Genomic DNA, 16211 nt, shown 5'->3' with positions numbered 1-16211 from the left:
GGAGCGAGTTTATCGAGGCGTCGAACCGCCGCGAATGCGTCAGTCTGGACGACCTTCAGGCCCGCTCACCGCACAGGTCCAGGGCAAACCAGTGCTCTGCCGCCTGCACATCCAGCCCTGCGCCCAGCAGTGCGAACAGCTTGCCCAGCGCCGCCTCGCGGGTCATGCCGCCGCCGCTGACCAACCCGGTATCGCGCAGGCGGCTGCCAGCGGCATAAGTATCGAACACCACCGAACCTTCAGGGCACTGGCTGATCGCAACGATCATTACCCCGCCTGTGCGGGCTTCGTGCAGCGCGTCCAGCAGCGCCTGGTCATCCGAAGGGCCGGTGCCGCTGCCATAGCATTCCAGCACCAGACCCTGCACGCCGGTAGCGAGCATCGCCTGCACGAAGCCGGCCTGCAGGCCAGGCACGACCGGCAGCACCGCAAGGCGCACCGGCTGGCGGCGTTGGCGATAATCCAGTGTCGGCGGGATCGCCGTGGCGCGCTCGCCTTCGCGGTGGCGGGGCAGAGCTGCGAAGGCATCGAAGGCTTCGCTGCGCAGCTTCGAGGCCCGGCAGCCATGCAGCAATTGGCCATGGAAGTACAACTGCACGCCATTGCCCAGGCCGCTTTCGAACAAATTCAGGGCGCCAAGCAGGTTGTCCCAGGCGTCGCTGTCCGGCGCACCGGCCGGCAGCATCGAGCCGGTCAGCAACACCGGTACAGGCAAGCCCAGCAGCAGGAACGACAATGCCGCCGCGCTGTAGGCCAGGGTATCGGTGCCATGCAGCACCAGCACACCGTCATGGCCGTCGTGTTCCACCGCCTCGACGATGGCATCGCGCATGGCCAGCCAGTTGGCCTGTTGCATGTTGGCGCTGTCGATCAATGGGTCGAGTTCGCGCAGCGACCACTGAAGGCGGGGCGCCACGGCGTGCAGCGCCAGGTGCTCGCGCATTCGCGCCTCGAAGCCGCTGGCCGGCGCCAGGCCCTCAGGGGTCTGCAGCATGCCGATGGTGCCACCGGTATAGAGGACGAGAAGATTCTTGACTGCACGCATGGAAAGCATCCGTAGCGATGAGCGGAGAAGGAAAGCCGCCCCGGACGGGGCGGCTGGGCAGCAGAGGATATCAGCGCTGTGGCTGAGCTTGGGCGACGGCTTTGTCAGCGGCGGTTTCAGCCTGAGGATTGGCCGGCCAGGCGTTGCGGTCCAGGTCCAGGTCTGCGAACTTGCTGGAGTCGAACACCGGCTGGTCGATGCCCGCGCGGCGCTGTTCGTCGTAGTCGCGCATCACGCGCAGACCGACCTTGAATAGCAGGGCAAGAGCGATCAAGTTGACGAACGCCAGGCAAGTCATGGTGATGTCGGCGAAGGCGAACACGGTCGACAGGTCTTGCATCGAACCCCATACCACCAGCGCCAGTACCAGACCGCGGAAGATCATCAGCACGACGCGGTTGCGGCTGAGGAACTGCAGGCTGTTCTCGCCCAGGTAGTAGTTGTAGAGGATGCAGGTGAAGACGAACAGCGACAGGGCGATGCTGACGAACAGACGGCCCCAGTCACCGACCACGGCGGCCAGCGAGTTCTGGGTCAGGACGATGCCATCACCTTCGAAGCCCGGGGTGTAGAAGCCCGACAGCAGGATCAGCAGCGCGGTGCAGGTGCAGATCACGAAGGTATCGAGGAACACGCTGAAGGCCTGGACCACGCCCTGGGCGCCCGGGTGCTTCACGGCGGCCACGGCGGCGACGTTCGGCGCACTGCCCAGGCCCGCTTCGTTGGCGAACACGCCACGCTTCACACCCATGACGATGGCGCTGCCGAGCAGGCCGCCGAACGCAGGGTCGAGGCCGAAGGCGCTCTTGAAGATGGTTTCCAGCATGGCGGGGACGTGTTCGATCTGGGTGCCGATCACGTACAGGGTCACGCCGATGTAGGCCAGGGTCTTGATCGGGACCAGCAGGTCCGACACCGCGGCGATGCGCTTGATGCCGCCGATGAAGGTAATGGCCAGCAGCACGGCCAGGACGATGCCGGTGTGCTTTGGATCGAAGGCAAAGGCGTTCTGCAGCGAGTGGGTCACGGTGTACGACTGCAGGCCGATGAAGGCGAAGCCGTAGGTGACCAGCAGCAGGATCGAGAACACGATCGCCATGCTTTTGAGCTTCAGGCCGTGCTGGATGTAGTACGCCGGGCCGCCTCGGTACAGGCCGTCGCCGTCGGCGCGCTTGTAGACCTGGGCCAGGGTGCATTCGAAGAAGCTGCTGGACATGCCCACCAGCGCGGTGACCCACATCCAGAACACGGCGCCTGGGCCACCGAGGGTCACGGCGATGCCGACGCCCGCGATGTTACCTGCGCCTACACGGCCGGCAAGGCTCAGCATCAGGGCCTGGAACGAGCTCAGTTGGCCTGCCTGGCCGCGGAGGGATTCCTTGAAGACCCCGAACATGTGGCCGAAATGACGGAACTGGACGAACCGAGAACGGATGGTGAAGTAACCGCCGAGTCCGACGATCAGCACGATGAGGAGTTTCCCGGAAAGGAAATCGTTGAGTGCTTCGAGCATTGAAAAATGACCTCGATTCTTATTGTTCGTGTGGAAAGACCAGCGGGCGGCAGGCGCACCGCTATTGGGGGCGCATGGTTGGCCATGACAACAACGGTTACAATTTCGCGTGTTGCTCTGACTTGATGCGACTTGATGCTAAACTTGCACCACTCGCATCATCTGGACCCTTCTCATGGGCGATCATTTCGCTATCAATCTCAAACTGGCGTGCAGTCATTACCGCTCTATTTCAGAGGTTTGCCGACAGCTTTCGATCAACCGCGCGCAGTTCAACAAGTACCTCAGCGGCCAGAGCCGTCCGACGGCTTACAACCTCAAGCGCATCGGCGACTTCTTCGGTGTCGAGGAATACGAATTGGGTCTGCCGCCCGAGCAGTTCGCCCGCCTGATCGGGGCTCGCAATCTGTCGGCCGAATCCGGACCGCAGAACGACCCGATCAGCGAGCTGTTCAAGCCGCTGCATGCCCATGCGGGCAATCTGTCGCGTTATTGCGGCTATTACTTCGAATATTCCAACTGCATGTCGGTCCCAGGCTCGATTCTGGTGTCGCTGGTGCACCTGTGGGAGGAGCGCGGCAGCTTTCTGTTCGAGCGCCAGGAGCGACAGGAGCGCTCCAGTGCCACCGATCTGCATGCAGAGGTACGTTGCCGCTACCTCGGGGCAGCCTTCCAGTTGCAGGACCGGGTCTTTCTGATCGACTACGAATCACTGACGCTCAACGAGATGAGCCAGACCGTGCTCATCCCCAGCTTCAAGAGCCGCATCACCCGGCTCAACGGTTTGAAGACCGGAGTCTCCAGTGGGGATCGGCGCAACCCGGCCTGTACCCGCGTGGTATGGGAGTACCTGGGCGAGGAGATCAACCGCATCAACGCCTACCGCCAGGTGAGGCTGTACCGCCCGGACGACCCGCGCATCGATGACGACGTACGCGAGCGCCTGAAGGCAGGGCCGATCAGCAACGGCTTGTTCGAGATCGAGTGAGCGCGGTCCCGCGACGCATGCGCCGCGCTGCTTGGCAATTCGTCATCGACGCCGGATGTCCTGTCGCGCCCAGGCATGTGCTGTGGTTGGACTTCCCCGAGAGGAACCCGCAAAATGTCCGCTTCCTTCTATCAACCTGTTCGGATCTGCTGACTCTATGCGTATGCGCCTGATGCTGTTGGGTGGTGGCAATGCCCTCGGGCAAGCGCTGATTCGTCTCGGGGCCGAAGAGGACATCGGATTCCTGGCGCCGCGCCCACCGGAGAACGGCTGGGGGCCGGCCAGTCTTACGCAATTGCTTGACGATCACCGTCCCGATGTCGTGGTCAACCTGGCGTACTATTTCGACTGGTTCCAGGCCGAGTCGGTCAGCGAACAACGCCTGGCGTTGCAGGAGCGGGCCGTTGAGCGGCTGGCCGAGCTCTGCCAGCACCACCAGATCATTCTCGTGCAGCCTTCGAGCTACCGAGTGTTCGATGGCTCAAGGGCCACGGCCTACAGCGAAAAGGATGAGCCGGTGCCCTTGGGCCTGCGTGGCCAGGCGCTCTGGCGGATCGAACAGAGCGTTCGGGCGACCTGTCCGCAGCATGTGCTGCTGCGTTTTGGCTGGGTGCTCGACGAAAGCATCGACGGCGTGCTCGGCCGCTTCCTCACCCGCGCCGAACAACCCCAGGAGCTGCTGCTGGCCGATGACCGCCGCGGCAATCCGACGCCGGTCGACGACGCCGCACGGGTGATTCTCTCGGTGCTCAAGCAGCTCGATTGCGACGCACCCCTGTGGGGTACCTACCACTACGCCGGCAACGAGGCGACCACGCCGCTGGCGCTGGGCCAGGCGATCCTCGGCGAGGCGGCGCAGTGGCACAAGCTGGCCGTGCAGGCCCCTACGCCCCAGGCCCATGCCGCGCGCCCCGATGCCAGCGAGGAACCGCAGAACGCGGTGCTGGCCTGCAAAAAGATTCTTCACACCTTCGGCATCAAGCCCCGCGCCTGGCGCGCCGGCTTGCCGTCTCTACTGGACCGGTTCTACCGACATGGCTGACGCCCCCATCCTGATCACCGGCGGTGCCGGCTTCATTGGCTCCCACCTGTGCGATGCGTTGCTGGATAAAGGCTATGCGGTACGGGTGCTCGATGACCTCTCCACCGGCAAGCGCGCCAACCTGCGTCTGGACCATCCCGGCCTGGACCTGATCGAAGGCGACGTCGCCGATGCCGAACTGGTACGCCGGGCCACGGCAGGCTGTCGCGCCGTGGTGCACCTGGCCGCGGTCGCGTCGGTACAGGCGTCGGTCGAAGACCCGGTGCGTACCCACCAAAGCAACTTCATCGGTACCCTCAATGTCTGCGAAGCCATGCGCCTGGAAGGCGTGCGGCGTGTGTTGTTCGCCTCCAGCGCGGCGGTTTATGGCAACAACGGCGAGGGCCAATCGATTGCCGAGGACACGCCCAAGGCGCCGCTGACCCCTTATGCGGTGGACAAGCTGGCCAGCGAGCAGTACTTGGACTTCTATCGTCGTCAGCACGCGCTGGAGCCGGTGGTGTTCCGTTTCTTCAATATCTTCGGACCGCGCCAGGATCCATCTTCGCCCTATAGCGGGGTCATCAGTATCTTCTGCGAACGTGCTACCCAAGGCCTGCCGATCACGGTCTTCGGCGATGGCGAGCAAACGCGAGACTTCCTATACGTGGGCGATCTGGTCCAGGTGATGGTCCAGGCGCTGGAACTTGAACAGGTCGAGGAAGGCGCGGTGAACATTGGCCTGAACCAGGCGACCTCGCTGAACCAGTTGCTGGCGGCGCTGGAAAAGGTGGTCGGCAGTTTGCCTGCCATCCACCACGGGCCGGCGCGCTCGGGCGACATCCGCCATTCACGGGCGGACAACTCCCGCCTGCTGGCGCGTTTCGACTTCCCGCAGCCTACCTCGATGGTCGACGGATTGGCCCGGCTGTTGGGCAAAGCCTGATCTCCTTGATCAGCGCGCGTCACGGGTCATTGCCCATGGCGTACGCGCTGGCGATGGCAGTCCTGCGGGCCGAGTAAACGGCCATCCTTGGCCCGCACCTGCAGGCGTTCGATGGGTTGGCCGTTGACGTTGTCCAGCAGCACCGAGCGCTCATCCCCCGCCTTGAACAGGAAGCGCTCCCCCCACTGGCGTAAGCCAATGACCACAGGAAAGACCGCGCGCCCTTGCTCGGTCAGCACGTATTCCTTGTAGGCACTGCCATCGGACGCCGGCTGCAGTTCGAGCAATCCGCTTTCCACCAGCAGCTTCAGCCGCGCGGCCAGGATGTTCTTCGCCAGTCCCAGGTTTTTCTGGAACTCACTGAAACGTCGCAGGCCATCGAAGGCGTCTCGCAGGATCATCATCGACCAACGGTCGCCGATTACGTCCAGGGCACGGGCCACCGGGCAGGGGTCGTTTCTCTCGTCGGGCATGGGCGTACTCTGTGTGGGATAACTGGTTGCAGATTAAAACCAGCTTTGCTAAATAGCCAGCAGCTGGTTTCTATTTGAAACCAGATTGCCTGAGGAGCTTGCCATGCCTTCCCTGACATCCGCGTCGCCTGGCCACATGCAGCCAAGCCGGGCGCTGACCTTGCTGCTCGCGGCCGCCTGTGCCCTGGCGGTCGCGACGGTGTACTTCGCCCAACCTTTACTCGAATCCATGGCGCGCAGCCTGGCGATACCCCAGGCCTACATCGGCTTAGTGGTGGGCGCGACCCAGGCGGGGTACGCCATTGGCTTGCTACTGATTGTTCCGTTAGGCGATCTGCTTGATCGCAAACGCCTGATTCTTGGTCAGTTGCTGATGTCGGCGTTGGCATTGCTGGCAGTGAGCATGGCCTGGAATTGGGCCGTGCTGCTGGCAGCCATGGGAATGGTCGGGCTGATGGCGGTGGTGGTTCAGGTAATGGTCGCTCATGCCGCAACCTTGGCTTCGCCGTCCAGACAAGGGCAGGTGGTGGGCACGGTCACCAGTGGCGTGGTGGTGGGTATCCTGCTGGCGCGTCTGGTCGCAGGTGGCCTTGCCGACCTGACCGGCTGGCGTGGCGTCTATGTCGGGGCGGCCGGCTTGTCGCTGGCGATGGCATTGCTGTTGTGGCGGGCGTTGCCTGCTGTCGCGCGCAATCAACAGGGGCCGGGGTACTGGAGACTGCTGGGCTCGCTGGTCGGGTTGTATCGGCATGATCGGCTGTTACGCCAGCGTGGCCTGTTCGCGTTGCTGGTCTTCGCCGTCTTCAGTGTGTTCTGGAGCGCCATGGTATTGCCCCTGAGCGTTGCGCCCTTGGCCCTGAGCCCTACCCAGGTTGGCCTGTTCGGTCTGGCGGGCCTGGCCGGTGCTTTGTCGGCGTCGTGCGCTGGACGCCTGGCCGATCGCGGGCTGGGCAACCGTACCACTGGCCTGGCATTGGGGCTGCTGGCATTGTCATGGCTGCCGAGCGCCCTGCTCGAGCAATCACTATGTGCCTTGGTGGTGGGGGTGTTGATTCTGGATTTAGCAGTGCAGGCGGTGCATGTGACCAACCAGAGCCTGCTGCTGGCCGGACGTGGCGAAATGGCGAGTCGGCTGATCGGCGCCTACATGTGCTGTTATTCGATCGGCAGTGGGTTAGGGGCGGTGGCCGCGACCTGGGTATATGCCCGATGGGGCTGGCTGGCGGTGTGTGGCCTGGGCGCGTCGATCAGCGCTTTGGCCTTGGGCTACTGGGGGTGCCTGGAGTTTGGCGGGAGCGTGAAGCGTGACATGGCGGCCGAGGCCGCCATGTCGGGTGGGGATCAGAACTTGTAGCCCAGGCCCACCATGTAGACCCACGGATCGACATCCACGTCGACCTTGGTCTTGCCCACGCTCAGGGCGCTTGGGCCGTCCACGGTGGCCTTGGTGTCGATGTCGATGTACCAGACCGAGGCGTTGACCAGCAGATTCTCGGTGAGCATGTAGTCCATGCCCAGCTGGGCAGCCAGACCCACCGAATCTTGCAGCTTCAGGTTGCTGAAGCCCTGCTTTTTGCGGGAGCTGCTGAGGTCTTCATCGAAGAAGGTGGTGTAGTTGATGCCAACGCCCGCGTAAGGCTGGAACTTCGAGGAAGGCTCCATCGGGTAGTACTGCAGCGACAGGGTCGGCGGCAGTTGCTTGATGTCGGCCAGCTTGCCATCCAGGCCAGGGCCAAGGCCTTTGACAGCCACGGTGTGGTTGAACGGCGTGGCAGCCAGCAGCTCCAGGCCGACGTGGTCGGTGAGCATGTAGGCGAAGGTCAGGCCCAGCTGGGTGTCGCTGTCCAGGGTCGCCTTGGTGCCCGATACCTTGGTGCCATCGAGCTTGAGGTCGCTGCTGTCTTCGTTCGGCGCTACGGTGATGGCACCGGCACGCATGATGAAGTCACCGGCCTGGTGGGCATGGGCGACGGGGGCAGCGAGCGCCAGTGCAATGAGCGAGGCGCCGAGCAAGGACTTGTTCATGGAAGCTCCCAAAGGACGTAAGTAATCGAGTAGTCCAATGGTAAGGAGCCGGCCGAAACGAACTGTTGATTCAGCTCAACGAAGACGTGTCACAACGCCTAAACAGCGCTCATTGAAGCTCGTAGGCGTAGATCTTTTCAGCTTCCATCTGGTAACCGGCATCGGCCAGTTCACTGCTGGTGGCTTTGACCTGCATCCGGCCTTCGATCCAGTAGGGCTGGTAGAGGTCTTCGATGCGCACGCCCATCTCGCTGACGATATGCACGATCTGGTTCGGCGGTGGCGGCGGCACGTGGATGCAGGCACCGTAATAGGGCACCAGGAGGAACTCGGTGGTACGGCCTTCCTCGCTCACTTCCAGCGGCACGATGTAGCCGGGCAGCTTGACCCACTGCCCATCCAGCGCCTTGACCACCGGAGCGTGGGGCGCCTGCTGACGCGCGGCAGGGGCTGATTCGGCCAGGGCGTTACCCAGTTGTGACAGATCATGCAGCGGTGCCATCTGGGCTGGGACCACCGGCGCTCCCTCCGGGATCAAGGCAGGCCAGTCCAGGGTTCTGGGCTCGTCGCCCCAGGCAGGGGACAGAATGAACAGCAGCAACAGCGCAAGTTTGCGACGCATGATCGATTCTCAGAGATGGATCGACAGGCCATCGGCCAAAGACTGACGATAGGCACGCCAGGCCGGCACGCTGCCCATCAGCAGCGCGGCACCCAGGATGATCGCCAGCAGCGTCCATTCATGGGCGCTCGGCCAAGCCAGCGGCAGGTAGAGGCCATAGTTGGCTTGCACGTAGCCTTGGGTCAGGGCGATTCCCGCATACAGCAAGCCTAGCCCGGCACCGATACCGGCCAGTGCCAGGGTGAGCGCTTCGAGCACCAACAGCCCGGCTATGTGCCAGGGGCGCGCGCCCACCGAGCGCAGGATGGCCATTTCCCGGCGGCGCTCGTTGAGGCTGGTGAGGATCGCCGTGAGCATGCCAATCAAACCCGTCAGTACCACGAACAGCGACACCACGAACAATGCCTGTTCGGCTGTGCCCATCAGGCTCCAGAGTTCCTGCAGAGCAACCCCAGGGAGGATTGCCAGCAGCGGCTCGCTACGGAATTCGTTGATTTCTCGCTGCAGGCTGAAGGTGGCGATCTTGTTGTTCAGGCCCAGCATGAACGCCGTGATCGCGGCGGGTTGCAAGTCCATGCCGCGCGCCTGGTCGGCGCTGATGCGTCCGGCGCCACGGGCTGGAACGCCGTTGTGCCAATCGACGTGGATTGCCTCCATGCCGGCCAGGCTGATGTGCAGGGTGCGGTCCACCGGCGTGCCGGTGCGTTCGAGGATGCCGACGACGGTAAAGGGTTTGTCGTCGTGCTTGACCAGGCTGATGGCGGCCACGCCGTGCGCCAGCACCAGCTTGTCACCGAGTTTGTAGTGCAGCGCCTCGGCCACTTCGGCGCCCAGCACCACTTCGAACGGGTCCGCTGCGAAGGGCCGGCCCTGGCTCAGGGCCAGATGTTGCTGGCGTGCGAACTGGTAATGGTCGAAGTAATCGCCTGTGGTACCCATCACCCGATAGCCGCGATGGGAGTCGCCGAGGGAAATCGGGATGGCCCATTTCACCCGCGGGTCCTTGGCGTAGTGTTCGAAGCTGTCCCAGCGGATGTTGTTGGTGGCATTGCCGATGCGAAACACCGAGTACAGCAACAGGTTCACCGACCCCGAGCGGGCGCCGACGATCAGGTCGGTGCCGCTGATGGTGCTGGCGAAGCTGGCGCGGGCCTCCGTGCGCACACGCTCGACAGCCAGCAACAGGCACACCGACAGTGCGATGGCAAAGGCCGTCAGGAAGGCGGTGAAGCGGCGGTTGGCCAGGCTGGCCAGGGCAAGGCGGAGCAAGTACATCAGGCCTCCTGGGGCTTGGCCGCGCGATTGAGTTCGACCAAGGACAAGTGACGGTCGAACAGCGGAGCCAGGCTCTGGTCATGGCTGACGAACAGCAGGCTGGAGCCGGCCGCACGGCATTCGTCGAACAACAGGCGGATGAACGCCTCGCGGGTATCGGCATCCAGCGCCGAGGTGGGCTCGTCGGCGATCACCAGCTCGGGCTGGCCAATCAACGCCCTGGCGGCGGCGACCCGCTGTTGCTGGCCGATCGACAGGCTGTCTGCACGCCGGGCAAGTAGCGCCGGGTCAGTCAGGCCCAGGTGGGCCAACAGCGTGGCGGCCGCCTGGTCGATGCTGCCATGGCGCTGGACCGCCCGTGCGGCGCGGCTGCGTGAGAAGCGGCAGGGCAACTCGACGTTCTCCCGTACCGAGAGAAACGCCAGCAGGTTGAACTGCTGGAAGATATAGCCGGTGTGGTCGACCCGAAACCGATCACGGGCGCCCTGGCCCAAGGCGGCGAGGTCCTGGCCGAGCAGCAGGATCCGGCCTTGATCGGGGCGATTCACTCCGCCCAGCAAGCCGAGCAATGTAGTCTTGCCGCTACCGCTAGGGCCCTTGAGGAACAGCGCTTCACCGGCTTGCAGGCGAAACGCGGGGATGTCCAGCAAAGGTGGCTGGCCGGGCCAGGCGAACCGCAGCCCTTGTAGGTCGATCAGCGCCTGGCTCATTCAGAACGCGACCACGCTGTTGGTGGGGGAGGCTTGCAGGCCTTTCTGGCCGTTCGGGCCAATCAATTGCACATTGATCTTCTGGGTCGCCGGGAAAGCCCGGAACAGCGGGGCGAGGTCTACCTGGGCGAGCTTGCCAGGCGCTACGCATTTGAATTGGTAATGGGCGTTGACGTCGGCGTGTTCATGCCCGTGCTCGTGACCATGCTCGTCATCGTCGTGGGCGTGTGGTGCATCGCCAAACAGCGGGCTGCCGAGTTCCTGGGCGTCCTCCGTGCAACCGGCGGCCTGGTCCACGCCGAATAACTTCAACGGTTGCTCAAGTTGCTGGCGTACGGCGGCGACCTTGGCCTTGTCGGTGTCGCGGGTGGCTGCATGCTCGAAGCCGACCAGGTTCATCGCCGGGCTGTCCAGCTCCAGTTCCAGGGTATTGCCATCGAGCACCACGTTGAGCGTGGCCACACCATGTTCATGGGCGCCGAGGGTACCGTGGGCATGATCGTGATCATCGTGGGCCTGGGCTGCAACCAAGGGAAGCAGGGCGAAGGGTAGGGCGAGAAGCAAGCGGCGCATGGAGGACTCCAGGGGCGGGCAAGAAATGGTTTCGTAATGTTATAACAAGTTTTTCGGCGCTGACCACCTGCCTGGCGCAGGTTTCATGTTCATGGGAGCATGAAGCCATCGACCCTGTAGGTAAGGAAGGTAGCGTGAGAATACGTGGACAAATCGGCGATTGGCCGGTGGACCTGACCATCGAGCTGGAGCCTGCGGAGTGGGCGCAGTTGGGACATCAACTGGAGGCGCCGGCCATTGCCGAAGCGGCGGCTACGAACGCAACCACCCCACCACAGCAGGACGATGGGCAATGGTTGGCTGCCTGTGAGCTGCTGCGTCAGGCCGTGCAGATCAGCGGGCCGGAGTTGCTGGGGCGCCTGGAAGGACTCGCCGGCAGCACGGCAGCGGGCAAGCGGCTGTTGGTGCGTTTGCGCCACAGCAATGAGGTGAAGGTGGAAAGCGGCCCGGACGCGCCGGTGTATCACTGGGTAGGATGAGCGAGGGCCGCTGTGCGGCCCATCGCAGGCCATCCCGACAGCACATTGGGAGCTGGCGTAGCCTGCGCTTGGGCTGCAAAACAGCCGCAATGACGATCAGAACATCGCCGCCGACAGCTTACGCCGATAAACGCTCACCAGCGGATGATCATTGCCCAGCAGCTCGAACACCTGCAGCAACGCCTTCTGCGGCAGGCCATCTTCGTAGCCGCGGTTGCGCTGGAATAACTTGAGCAGGCCCTCGAGCGCTGGCTCGTACTGCTGGCGAGCCAATTGCTGGATGCACAGCTGGTAGGTTGCTTCGTCATCCTGCGGGTTCTGCGCCAGGCGGCTCTTGAGCTCGGCAACTTCCGGCAGGCTGGCGGCCTGGCGCAGGAAGGTCAGCTGGGCCTTGGCGCCGGCCAGGGCGGCCTTGTGCTCGTCGGTCTTGACCGCATCCAGCACCACCTGGGCTTCGCCCAGTTCGCCTCGCTCGGCCAGGCAACGGGCATAGAGGATCAGCCCCTCGACATTGCTGTTGTCTTCGCTCAGCAGCGCCTGGAGCAGCGCTTCGGCTTCGCTGAAGCGGCTTTCGGCGAACAGTGCCTTGGCCTGCTCCAGCGGCGAGGCGGTCGGTGCGGCGGGCATTTGCACGTGGGGTTCGAGCATCGCGCGGATGGCCGACTCAGGTTGGGCGCCGGCAAAACCGTCGACCGGCTGACCGTCCTTGAACAACACCACGGTCGGCAGGCTGCGGATACCGAACTGGGCGACGATCTGCTGCTCCACATCGCAATTGACCTTGGCCAGCAGCAACTCGCCCTGGTAACCCTCGGCGATCTTGGCCAGCAACGGCATCAGCGCCTTGCACGGCGCGCACCATTCGGCCCAGAAATCCACCAGCACCGGCTTGTGAAAAGAATTCTCGATGACCAGTTGCTGGAAGGTGGCATCGCTGGCATCGAAAATGTACGGCGTGTCTTGGTTCATCGCGACTCTCGCAAATCCTTGAATGGCACCACTATAAAGGCTCGCGGCTGGCGTGGTACAGGCTGACCCGGCGGAATTCGTGTGGCTCGGCCAGGTCCGGCAGGGTCAGCGCCTCGAGCACGCCAAGCGCCTGATAGCGCGGATGATCGAAGTTGCGCACCCGGGAATCGGCCACCAAGGCCTGGCGACCGCGACTGAGGAATTCATCGAGCAGTGGCAGGTTGGCGCGGTCGTAGAGCACGTCGGCGACGAGGATCAGGTCGAAGCGGTCTTGTTCTGCGAAGAAATCGCCGCTGTAGCCAAGTTTCACACCGTTGAGTGCGGCATTGGCGCGACAGGCATCCAGTGCCAATGGGTCGAGGTCGCAGGCCACGACTTCCAGTGCGCCTGCACGTGCGGCGGCGATACCGGCGATACCTGAGCCTGCGCCGAAGTCCAGCACCCGCTTACCGCGTACCCAGTGCGGTTGCTCGGCCAGGTAGCGGGCCATGGCCAGGCCGCTGGCCCAGCAGAAGCTCCAGTACGGCGGTTCGTCGAGGATGCGCCGGGTTTCCTCGGGGCTGAAGGCGCGGTCCATGTTGTCGGCGTCGATCAGCCACAGCTTCAGTTCGCAGTCAGGTAGCTCGCTCTCGACCAGACGCGCCTCGCCGATCAGACCGCGCAGGGCCCGCTGCAGATGCAATGGGGGCATCTAGGGCGCCTTCTCGAAGCGCAGGGGACCAGTGGCTTGGGTGGTGGCCTGGGCGATACGCAGAGGTGGCAGGTGCAAGATCAACTGCCCAGAGCGACTGGCCCGGCCGCGCAACTCCACGCGAGCGCCGGCAGGGAAGGCTTCGGGGCTGAAGCGCAGGCGATAGGGCAGGTCCTGTCCGGTACCGGTGAGGTTGCTGCTCGCCAGCAGGCGCTGCGGGCGGCCACGCTCATCGATGACCAGCAGCGCCAGTTCCACTTCGGCGCCGGCCGGCACTTGTAGCAAGGTGCCGCTCAGTTCGCGCTGATAGGCCGGCAGCGGGCCCAGCTCCTCGCCTTTTTTCTTCACGGCCTTGGCCGGGGGCGCGGTGACAGTTTGCTCGGGCTTGGGTTGGTCGCTGCCGCAGGCGGCGAGCAGGCCGGTGAGGCACAGCACGACGAGCGCTCGGTAATGCATGGGGTAATCCTTCGCAGGCAGAATTCCATGGATGGTAACCCCTTTGGCTTGTCTTGCCAGTGGGATGCGCTACCATGGCCCTCCCTTTTTTTGTTGCCTGCCACCATGCACTGTCCCTTTTGCGGTGCCAACGACACCAAGGTCATCGACTCGCGCCTGGTCGCCGAGGGCGAACAGGTGCGCCGCCGCCGTGAATGCGTCGCCTGCGGCGAGCGCTTCACCACCTTCGAGACCGCCGAGCTGGTCTTGCCCCGGCTGATCAAGCAGGACGGCACCCGCCAGCCCTTCGATGAAGAAAAACTGCGCGCTGGCATGCAGCGAGCGCTGGAAAAACGTCCGGTCAGTGTCGAGCGCCTGGAAGCGGCGCTGGCGCACATCAAGCACAAGCTACGCGCCACCGGTGAGCGCGAGGTCAAGTCGCTGGTGGTGGGCGAACTGGTGATGGCCGAGCTGCGCAAGCTCGACGAAGTCGCCTACATCCGTTTCGCATCGGTCTACCGGCGCTTCCAGGATCTGGACGAGTTCCGCGAAGAAATCGACCGCCTGGCCCGAGAGCCCGCCAAAGAATGACCATGCCAAGCCAAACCGCCATCCTCGATGCCCACTACATGGCGCGAGCCCTGGAATTGGCCCGCAAGGGCCTGTACAGCACCCATCCCAATCCGCGTGTGGGGTGTGTGATCGTGCGGGACGGCGAGGTGGTCGGCGAAGGCTGGCACGTGCGAGCCGGCGAACCCCATGCCGAAGTCCATGCCCTGCGCCAGGCCGGCGAGCGCGCACGAGGTGCGTGTGCCTACGTGACGCTCGAGCCTTGCAGCCACCATGGCCGCACCCCCCCATGCGCCGAGGCGTTGGTGCAGGCTGGCGTGGCCCGGGTCGTGGCGGCGATGCAGGACCCCAACCCGCAGGTGGCAGGCAAAGGCCTGCGTCGCTTGGCCGAGGTCGGCATCGAGGTCAGCAGCGGCGTGCTCGAGACTGAGGCCCGGGCGCTCAATCCGGGCTTTCTCAAGCGCATGGAGCATGGGCTGCCATTCGTACGGGCCAAGCTCGCCATGAGCCTGGACGGTCGCACTGCCATGGCCAGCGGCGAGAGCCAGTGGATCACCGGCCCTGCAGCGCGCGCCGCGGTACAGCGCCTTCGCGCCCGTTCCAGCGTGGTGCTGACCAGCGCCGAAAGCGTGCTGGCCGACAACGCCCGCATGACCGTGCGCGGCGCCGAACTGGGCTTGGACCCAGACACCACCGCCCTGGCCCTGGCACGTCCGCCATTGCGTGTCCTGATCGACGGACGCTTGCGTCTGCCGCTGGACGCTCCGTTCTTCCAGGCCGGCCCGGCCCTGGTGGTGACCGCCGTCGCCGCCGACCCTCGCTACGCCCAGGCTGGCCACGAACTGCTGAGCCTGCCAGGCGAGCATGGCAGGGTCGATCTCCCAGCCTTGCTGCGCGCCCTGGCTACCCGTGGTGTCAACGAAATCCTGCTGGAGGCCGGCGCTGGCCTGGTCGGCGCCTTCGCGAGCCTGGGTTTGGTGGATGAGTTCCAGTTGTTCGTCGCTGGCACCTTCCTGGGCAGCAGTGCTCGCCCGCTGCTGGACTGGCCGCTGGCAAAGATGAGCGAGGCCCCGCGTCTGAAAATCACCGAGGTGCGCGCAGTCGGCGATGACTGGCGGATCACGGCCATTCCCTTGCCGGCGTCCGGCGTATAATGCCTGGCTTGCCACGCGCAGCCCTGTTCCCGAGGAGGACACCATGTTCACCGGCATCATCGAATCCATCGGCACCATCCGCAGCCTGACGCCCAAAGGCGGTGACGTGCGCGTCTATGTAGAGACCGGCAAGCTTGACCTGGCCGACGTCAAGCTCGGCGACAGCATCGCCGTCAACGGCGTCTGCCTGACGGCCGTGGAACTGCCAGGTGACGGCTTCTGGGCCGATGTCAGCGTCGAAACGCTCAAGCGCACCGCCATGGTCGATCTCAAGAGTGGCAGCCGGGTCAACCTGGAAAAAGCCCTGACCCCCACCACCCGCCTGGGCGGTCATCTGGTCAGCGGCCACGTCGACGGCGTCGGCGAGATCATTTCGCGCAGCGATAACGCGCGCGCTATCCAGTTCCGCGTGCGTGCGCCCAAGGAGCTGGCCAAGTACATCGCCCACAAAGGGTCGATCACCGTCGACGGCACCAGCCTGACGGTCAATGAGGTCGATGGCGCTGAGTTCGAGCTGACCATCGTCCCGCACACCCTGTCCGAAACCATCATGGCCGACTACCGCGCAGGTCGTCGGGTCAACCTTGAGGTCGACCTGCTGGCCCGTTACCTGGAGCGTCTGCTGCTGGGCGACAAGGCTGCCGAGTCGAGCAAGGGCAGTGGCATCACCGAAAGCTTCCTGGCCGCCAACGGCTACCTGAAATCCTGATTGAGAAGGGGGT

19 protein-coding genes are annotated in these 16211 nt (G+C 64.2%); 8 read left to right on the top strand and 11 right to left on the bottom strand.

Translation table 11 applies throughout. The features are described 5' to 3' along the window. Nucleotides 1-55: 55 nt before the first annotated feature. Nucleotides 56-1045, bottom strand: coding sequence for an asparaginase (locus tag J5X93_RS23290; protein WP_090346916.1), 990 nt, complete (start codon nt 1043-1045; stop codon nt 56-58). A 70-nt stretch (nt 1046-1115) separates the two neighbouring features. Then, nucleotides 1116-2558 carry an alanine/glycine:cation symporter family protein gene (locus tag J5X93_RS23285; RefSeq protein WP_043210256.1) on the bottom strand — a complete coding sequence of 481 codons (1443 nt, stop codon included), beginning with the start codon at nt 2556-2558 and terminating at the stop codon, nt 1116-1118. 175 nt (nt 2559-2733) lie between these two features. On the opposite strand from J5X93_RS23285, the gene J5X93_RS23280 reads away from it, so the two are divergent. From J5X93_RS23280 to J5X93_RS23270, 3 genes are all read left to right on the top strand, one after another. Continuing rightward, a complete protein-coding gene (locus tag J5X93_RS23280; RefSeq protein ID WP_043210254.1) occupies nt 2734-3546 on the top strand; it encodes a helix-turn-helix domain-containing protein in 813 nt (270 codons plus the stop codon). Between the two features lie 157 nt (nt 3547-3703). Beyond that, the gene (locus J5X93_RS23275; protein ID WP_043210252.1) at nt 3704-4588 is read left to right on the top strand and encodes a sugar nucleotide-binding protein; all 885 of its coding nucleotides are present in this window, start codon (nt 3704-3706) and stop codon (nt 4586-4588) included. Then, a complete protein-coding gene (locus J5X93_RS23270) occupies nt 4581-5513 on the top strand; it encodes an NAD-dependent epimerase/dehydratase family protein (protein ID WP_070573913.1) in 933 nt (310 codons plus the stop codon). The genes J5X93_RS23275 and J5X93_RS23270 overlap by 8 nt, the downstream gene beginning before the upstream one ends. 26 nt (nt 5514-5539) lie before the next feature. Here J5X93_RS23270 and J5X93_RS23265 read toward each other — a convergent pair whose 3' ends face one another. Next, nucleotides 5540-5986, bottom strand: coding sequence for a winged helix-turn-helix transcriptional regulator (locus J5X93_RS23265; protein WP_090346918.1), 447 nt, complete (start codon nt 5984-5986; stop codon nt 5540-5542). Between the two features lie 136 nt (nt 5987-6122). Here J5X93_RS23265 and J5X93_RS23260 point away from each other — a divergent pair, with 136 nt between their 5' ends. Continuing rightward, nucleotides 6123-7340 carry an MFS transporter gene (locus J5X93_RS23260; RefSeq protein ID WP_250034918.1) on the top strand — a complete coding sequence of 406 codons (1218 nt, stop codon included), beginning with the start codon at nt 6123-6125 and terminating at the stop codon, nt 7338-7340. Here J5X93_RS23260 and J5X93_RS23255 read toward each other — a convergent pair. The 5 genes from J5X93_RS23255 to J5X93_RS23235 all read right to left on the bottom strand — a co-directional run bounded on the left by J5X93_RS23255 (nt 7328) and on the right by J5X93_RS23235 (nt 11191). Further along, nucleotides 7328-8011, bottom strand: coding sequence for an OmpW/AlkL family protein (locus tag J5X93_RS23255; RefSeq protein ID WP_043210247.1), 684 nt, complete (start codon nt 8009-8011; stop codon nt 7328-7330). The genes J5X93_RS23260 and J5X93_RS23255 overlap by 13 nt on opposite strands. Before the next feature lie 109 nt (nt 8012-8120). Beyond that, complete coding sequence (locus tag J5X93_RS23250) at nt 8121-8633, bottom strand: DUF3299 domain-containing protein (RefSeq protein ID WP_250034069.1); 513 nt, start codon at nt 8631-8633, stop codon at nt 8121-8123. Nucleotides 8634-8642: 9 nt separating this feature from the next. After that, complete coding sequence (locus J5X93_RS23245; protein WP_043210242.1) at nt 8643-9908, bottom strand: ABC transporter permease; 1266 nt, start codon at nt 9906-9908, stop codon at nt 8643-8645. Further along, a complete protein-coding gene (locus tag J5X93_RS23240; protein ID WP_043210239.1) occupies nt 9908-10618 on the bottom strand; it encodes an ABC transporter ATP-binding protein in 711 nt (236 codons plus the stop codon). The genes J5X93_RS23245 and J5X93_RS23240 overlap by 1 nt, the downstream gene beginning before the upstream one ends. Next, nucleotides 10619-11191 carry a DUF2796 domain-containing protein gene (locus J5X93_RS23235; protein ID WP_090346919.1) on the bottom strand — a complete coding sequence of 191 codons (573 nt, stop codon included), beginning with the start codon at nt 11189-11191 and terminating at the stop codon, nt 10619-10621. Nucleotides 11192-11325: 134 nt separating this feature from the next. On the opposite strand from J5X93_RS23235, the gene J5X93_RS23230 reads away from it, so the two are divergent. Continuing rightward, nucleotides 11326-11670, top strand: coding sequence for a hypothetical protein (locus J5X93_RS23230; protein ID WP_090346920.1), 345 nt, complete (start codon nt 11326-11328; stop codon nt 11668-11670). Between the two features lie 96 nt (nt 11671-11766). Here J5X93_RS23230 and trxA read toward each other — a convergent pair whose 3' ends face one another. The 3 genes from trxA to J5X93_RS23215 are packed head-to-tail and all read right to left on the bottom strand — an operon-like array spanning nt 11767 to nt 13786. Then, the gene (gene trxA, locus J5X93_RS23225) at nt 11767-12639 is read right to left on the bottom strand and encodes a thioredoxin (protein ID WP_043210233.1); all 873 of its coding nucleotides are present in this window, start codon (nt 12637-12639) and stop codon (nt 11767-11769) included. Between the two features lie 31 nt (nt 12640-12670). Further along, nucleotides 12671-13330: a class I SAM-dependent methyltransferase gene (locus J5X93_RS23220; RefSeq protein ID WP_250034067.1), complete on the bottom strand. Its 660-nt coding sequence runs from the start codon at nt 13328-13330 to the stop codon at nt 12671-12673. After that, the gene (locus tag J5X93_RS23215) at nt 13331-13786 is read right to left on the bottom strand and encodes a hypothetical protein (protein ID WP_070573929.1); all 456 of its coding nucleotides are present in this window, start codon (nt 13784-13786) and stop codon (nt 13331-13333) included. It abuts the gene before it with no gap. A gap of 105 nt (nt 13787-13891) precedes the next feature. On the opposite strand from J5X93_RS23215, the gene nrdR reads away from it, so the two are divergent. The 3 genes from nrdR to J5X93_RS23200 are packed head-to-tail and all read left to right on the top strand — an operon-like array spanning nt 13892 to nt 16198. Continuing rightward, a complete protein-coding gene (nrdR, locus tag J5X93_RS23210; protein ID WP_043210325.1) occupies nt 13892-14356 on the top strand; it encodes a transcriptional regulator NrdR in 465 nt (154 codons plus the stop codon). A 2-nt stretch (nt 14357-14358) separates the two neighbouring features. Beyond that, complete coding sequence (gene ribD, locus J5X93_RS23205) at nt 14359-15489, top strand: bifunctional diaminohydroxyphosphoribosylaminopyrimidine deaminase/5-amino-6-(5-phosphoribosylamino)uracil reductase RibD (protein WP_250034065.1); 1131 nt, start codon at nt 14359-14361, stop codon at nt 15487-15489. A 43-nt stretch (nt 15490-15532) separates the two neighbouring features. After that, on the top strand, nt 15533-16198 hold the full coding sequence (locus J5X93_RS23200; protein WP_043210224.1) for a riboflavin synthase: 666 nt from the start codon (nt 15533-15535) through the stop codon (nt 16196-16198). Nucleotides 16199-16211 lie beyond the last annotated feature (13 nt).

It is taken from the genome of Pseudomonas sp. BYT-1, assembly GCF_023611805.1.
Taxonomy (GTDB): domain Bacteria; phylum Pseudomonadota; class Gammaproteobacteria; order Pseudomonadales; family Pseudomonadaceae; genus Aquipseudomonas; species Aquipseudomonas guariconensis.
The sequence above is the reverse complement of the archived record's forward strand: the minus strand, read 5'-3'. Positions and strand labels throughout refer to the sequence as shown.

Bases quoted from the DNA above. Each gene is read 5' to 3' on its own strand.
- ribD (WP_250034065.1), top strand. From the start codon at position 14,359: ATGCCAAGCCAAACCGCCATCCTCGATGCCCACTACATGGCGCGAGCC.
- J5X93_RS23215 (WP_070573929.1), bottom strand. From the start codon at position 13,786: ATGCATTACCGAGCGCTCGTCGTGCTGTGCCTCACCGGCCTGCTCGCC.
- J5X93_RS23245 (WP_043210242.1), bottom strand. From the start codon at position 9,908: ATGTACTTGCTCCGCCTTGCCCTGGCCAGCCTGGCCAACCGCCGCTTC.
- J5X93_RS23235 (WP_090346919.1), bottom strand. From the start codon at position 11,191: ATGCGCCGCTTGCTTCTCGCCCTACCCTTCGCCCTGCTTCCCTTGGTT.
- J5X93_RS23270 (WP_070573913.1), top strand. From the start codon at position 4,581: ATGGCTGACGCCCCCATCCTGATCACCGGCGGTGCCGGCTTCATTGGC.
- J5X93_RS23280 (WP_043210254.1), top strand. From the start codon at position 2,734: ATGGGCGATCATTTCGCTATCAATCTCAAACTGGCGTGCAGTCATTAC.
- J5X93_RS23265 (WP_090346918.1), bottom strand. From the start codon at position 5,986: ATGCCCGACGAGAGAAACGACCCCTGCCCGGTGGCCCGTGCCCTGGAC.
- J5X93_RS23200 (WP_043210224.1), top strand. From the start codon at position 15,533: ATGTTCACCGGCATCATCGAATCCATCGGCACCATCCGCAGCCTGACG.
- J5X93_RS23285 (WP_043210256.1), bottom strand. From the start codon at position 2,558: ATGCTCGAAGCACTCAACGATTTCCTTTCCGGGAAACTCCTCATCGTG.
- J5X93_RS23290 (WP_090346916.1), bottom strand. From the start codon at position 1,045: ATGCGTGCAGTCAAGAATCTTCTCGTCCTCTATACCGGTGGCACCATC.
- J5X93_RS23240 (WP_043210239.1), bottom strand. From the start codon at position 10,618: ATGAGCCAGGCGCTGATCGACCTACAAGGGCTGCGGTTCGCCTGGCCC.
- J5X93_RS23260 (WP_250034918.1), top strand. From the start codon at position 6,123: ATGCAGCCAAGCCGGGCGCTGACCTTGCTGCTCGCGGCCGCCTGTGCC.
- J5X93_RS23255 (WP_043210247.1), bottom strand. From the start codon at position 8,011: ATGAACAAGTCCTTGCTCGGCGCCTCGCTCATTGCACTGGCGCTCGCT.
- J5X93_RS23275 (WP_043210252.1), top strand. From the start codon at position 3,704: ATGCGTATGCGCCTGATGCTGTTGGGTGGTGGCAATGCCCTCGGGCAA.
- nrdR (WP_043210325.1), top strand. From the start codon at position 13,892: ATGCACTGTCCCTTTTGCGGTGCCAACGACACCAAGGTCATCGACTCG.
- J5X93_RS23250 (WP_250034069.1), bottom strand. From the start codon at position 8,633: ATGCGTCGCAAACTTGCGCTGTTGCTGCTGTTCATTCTGTCCCCTGCC.
- trxA (WP_043210233.1), bottom strand. From the start codon at position 12,639: ATGAACCAAGACACGCCGTACATTTTCGATGCCAGCGATGCCACCTTC.
- J5X93_RS23220 (WP_250034067.1), bottom strand. From the start codon at position 13,330: ATGCCCCCATTGCATCTGCAGCGGGCCCTGCGCGGTCTGATCGGCGAG.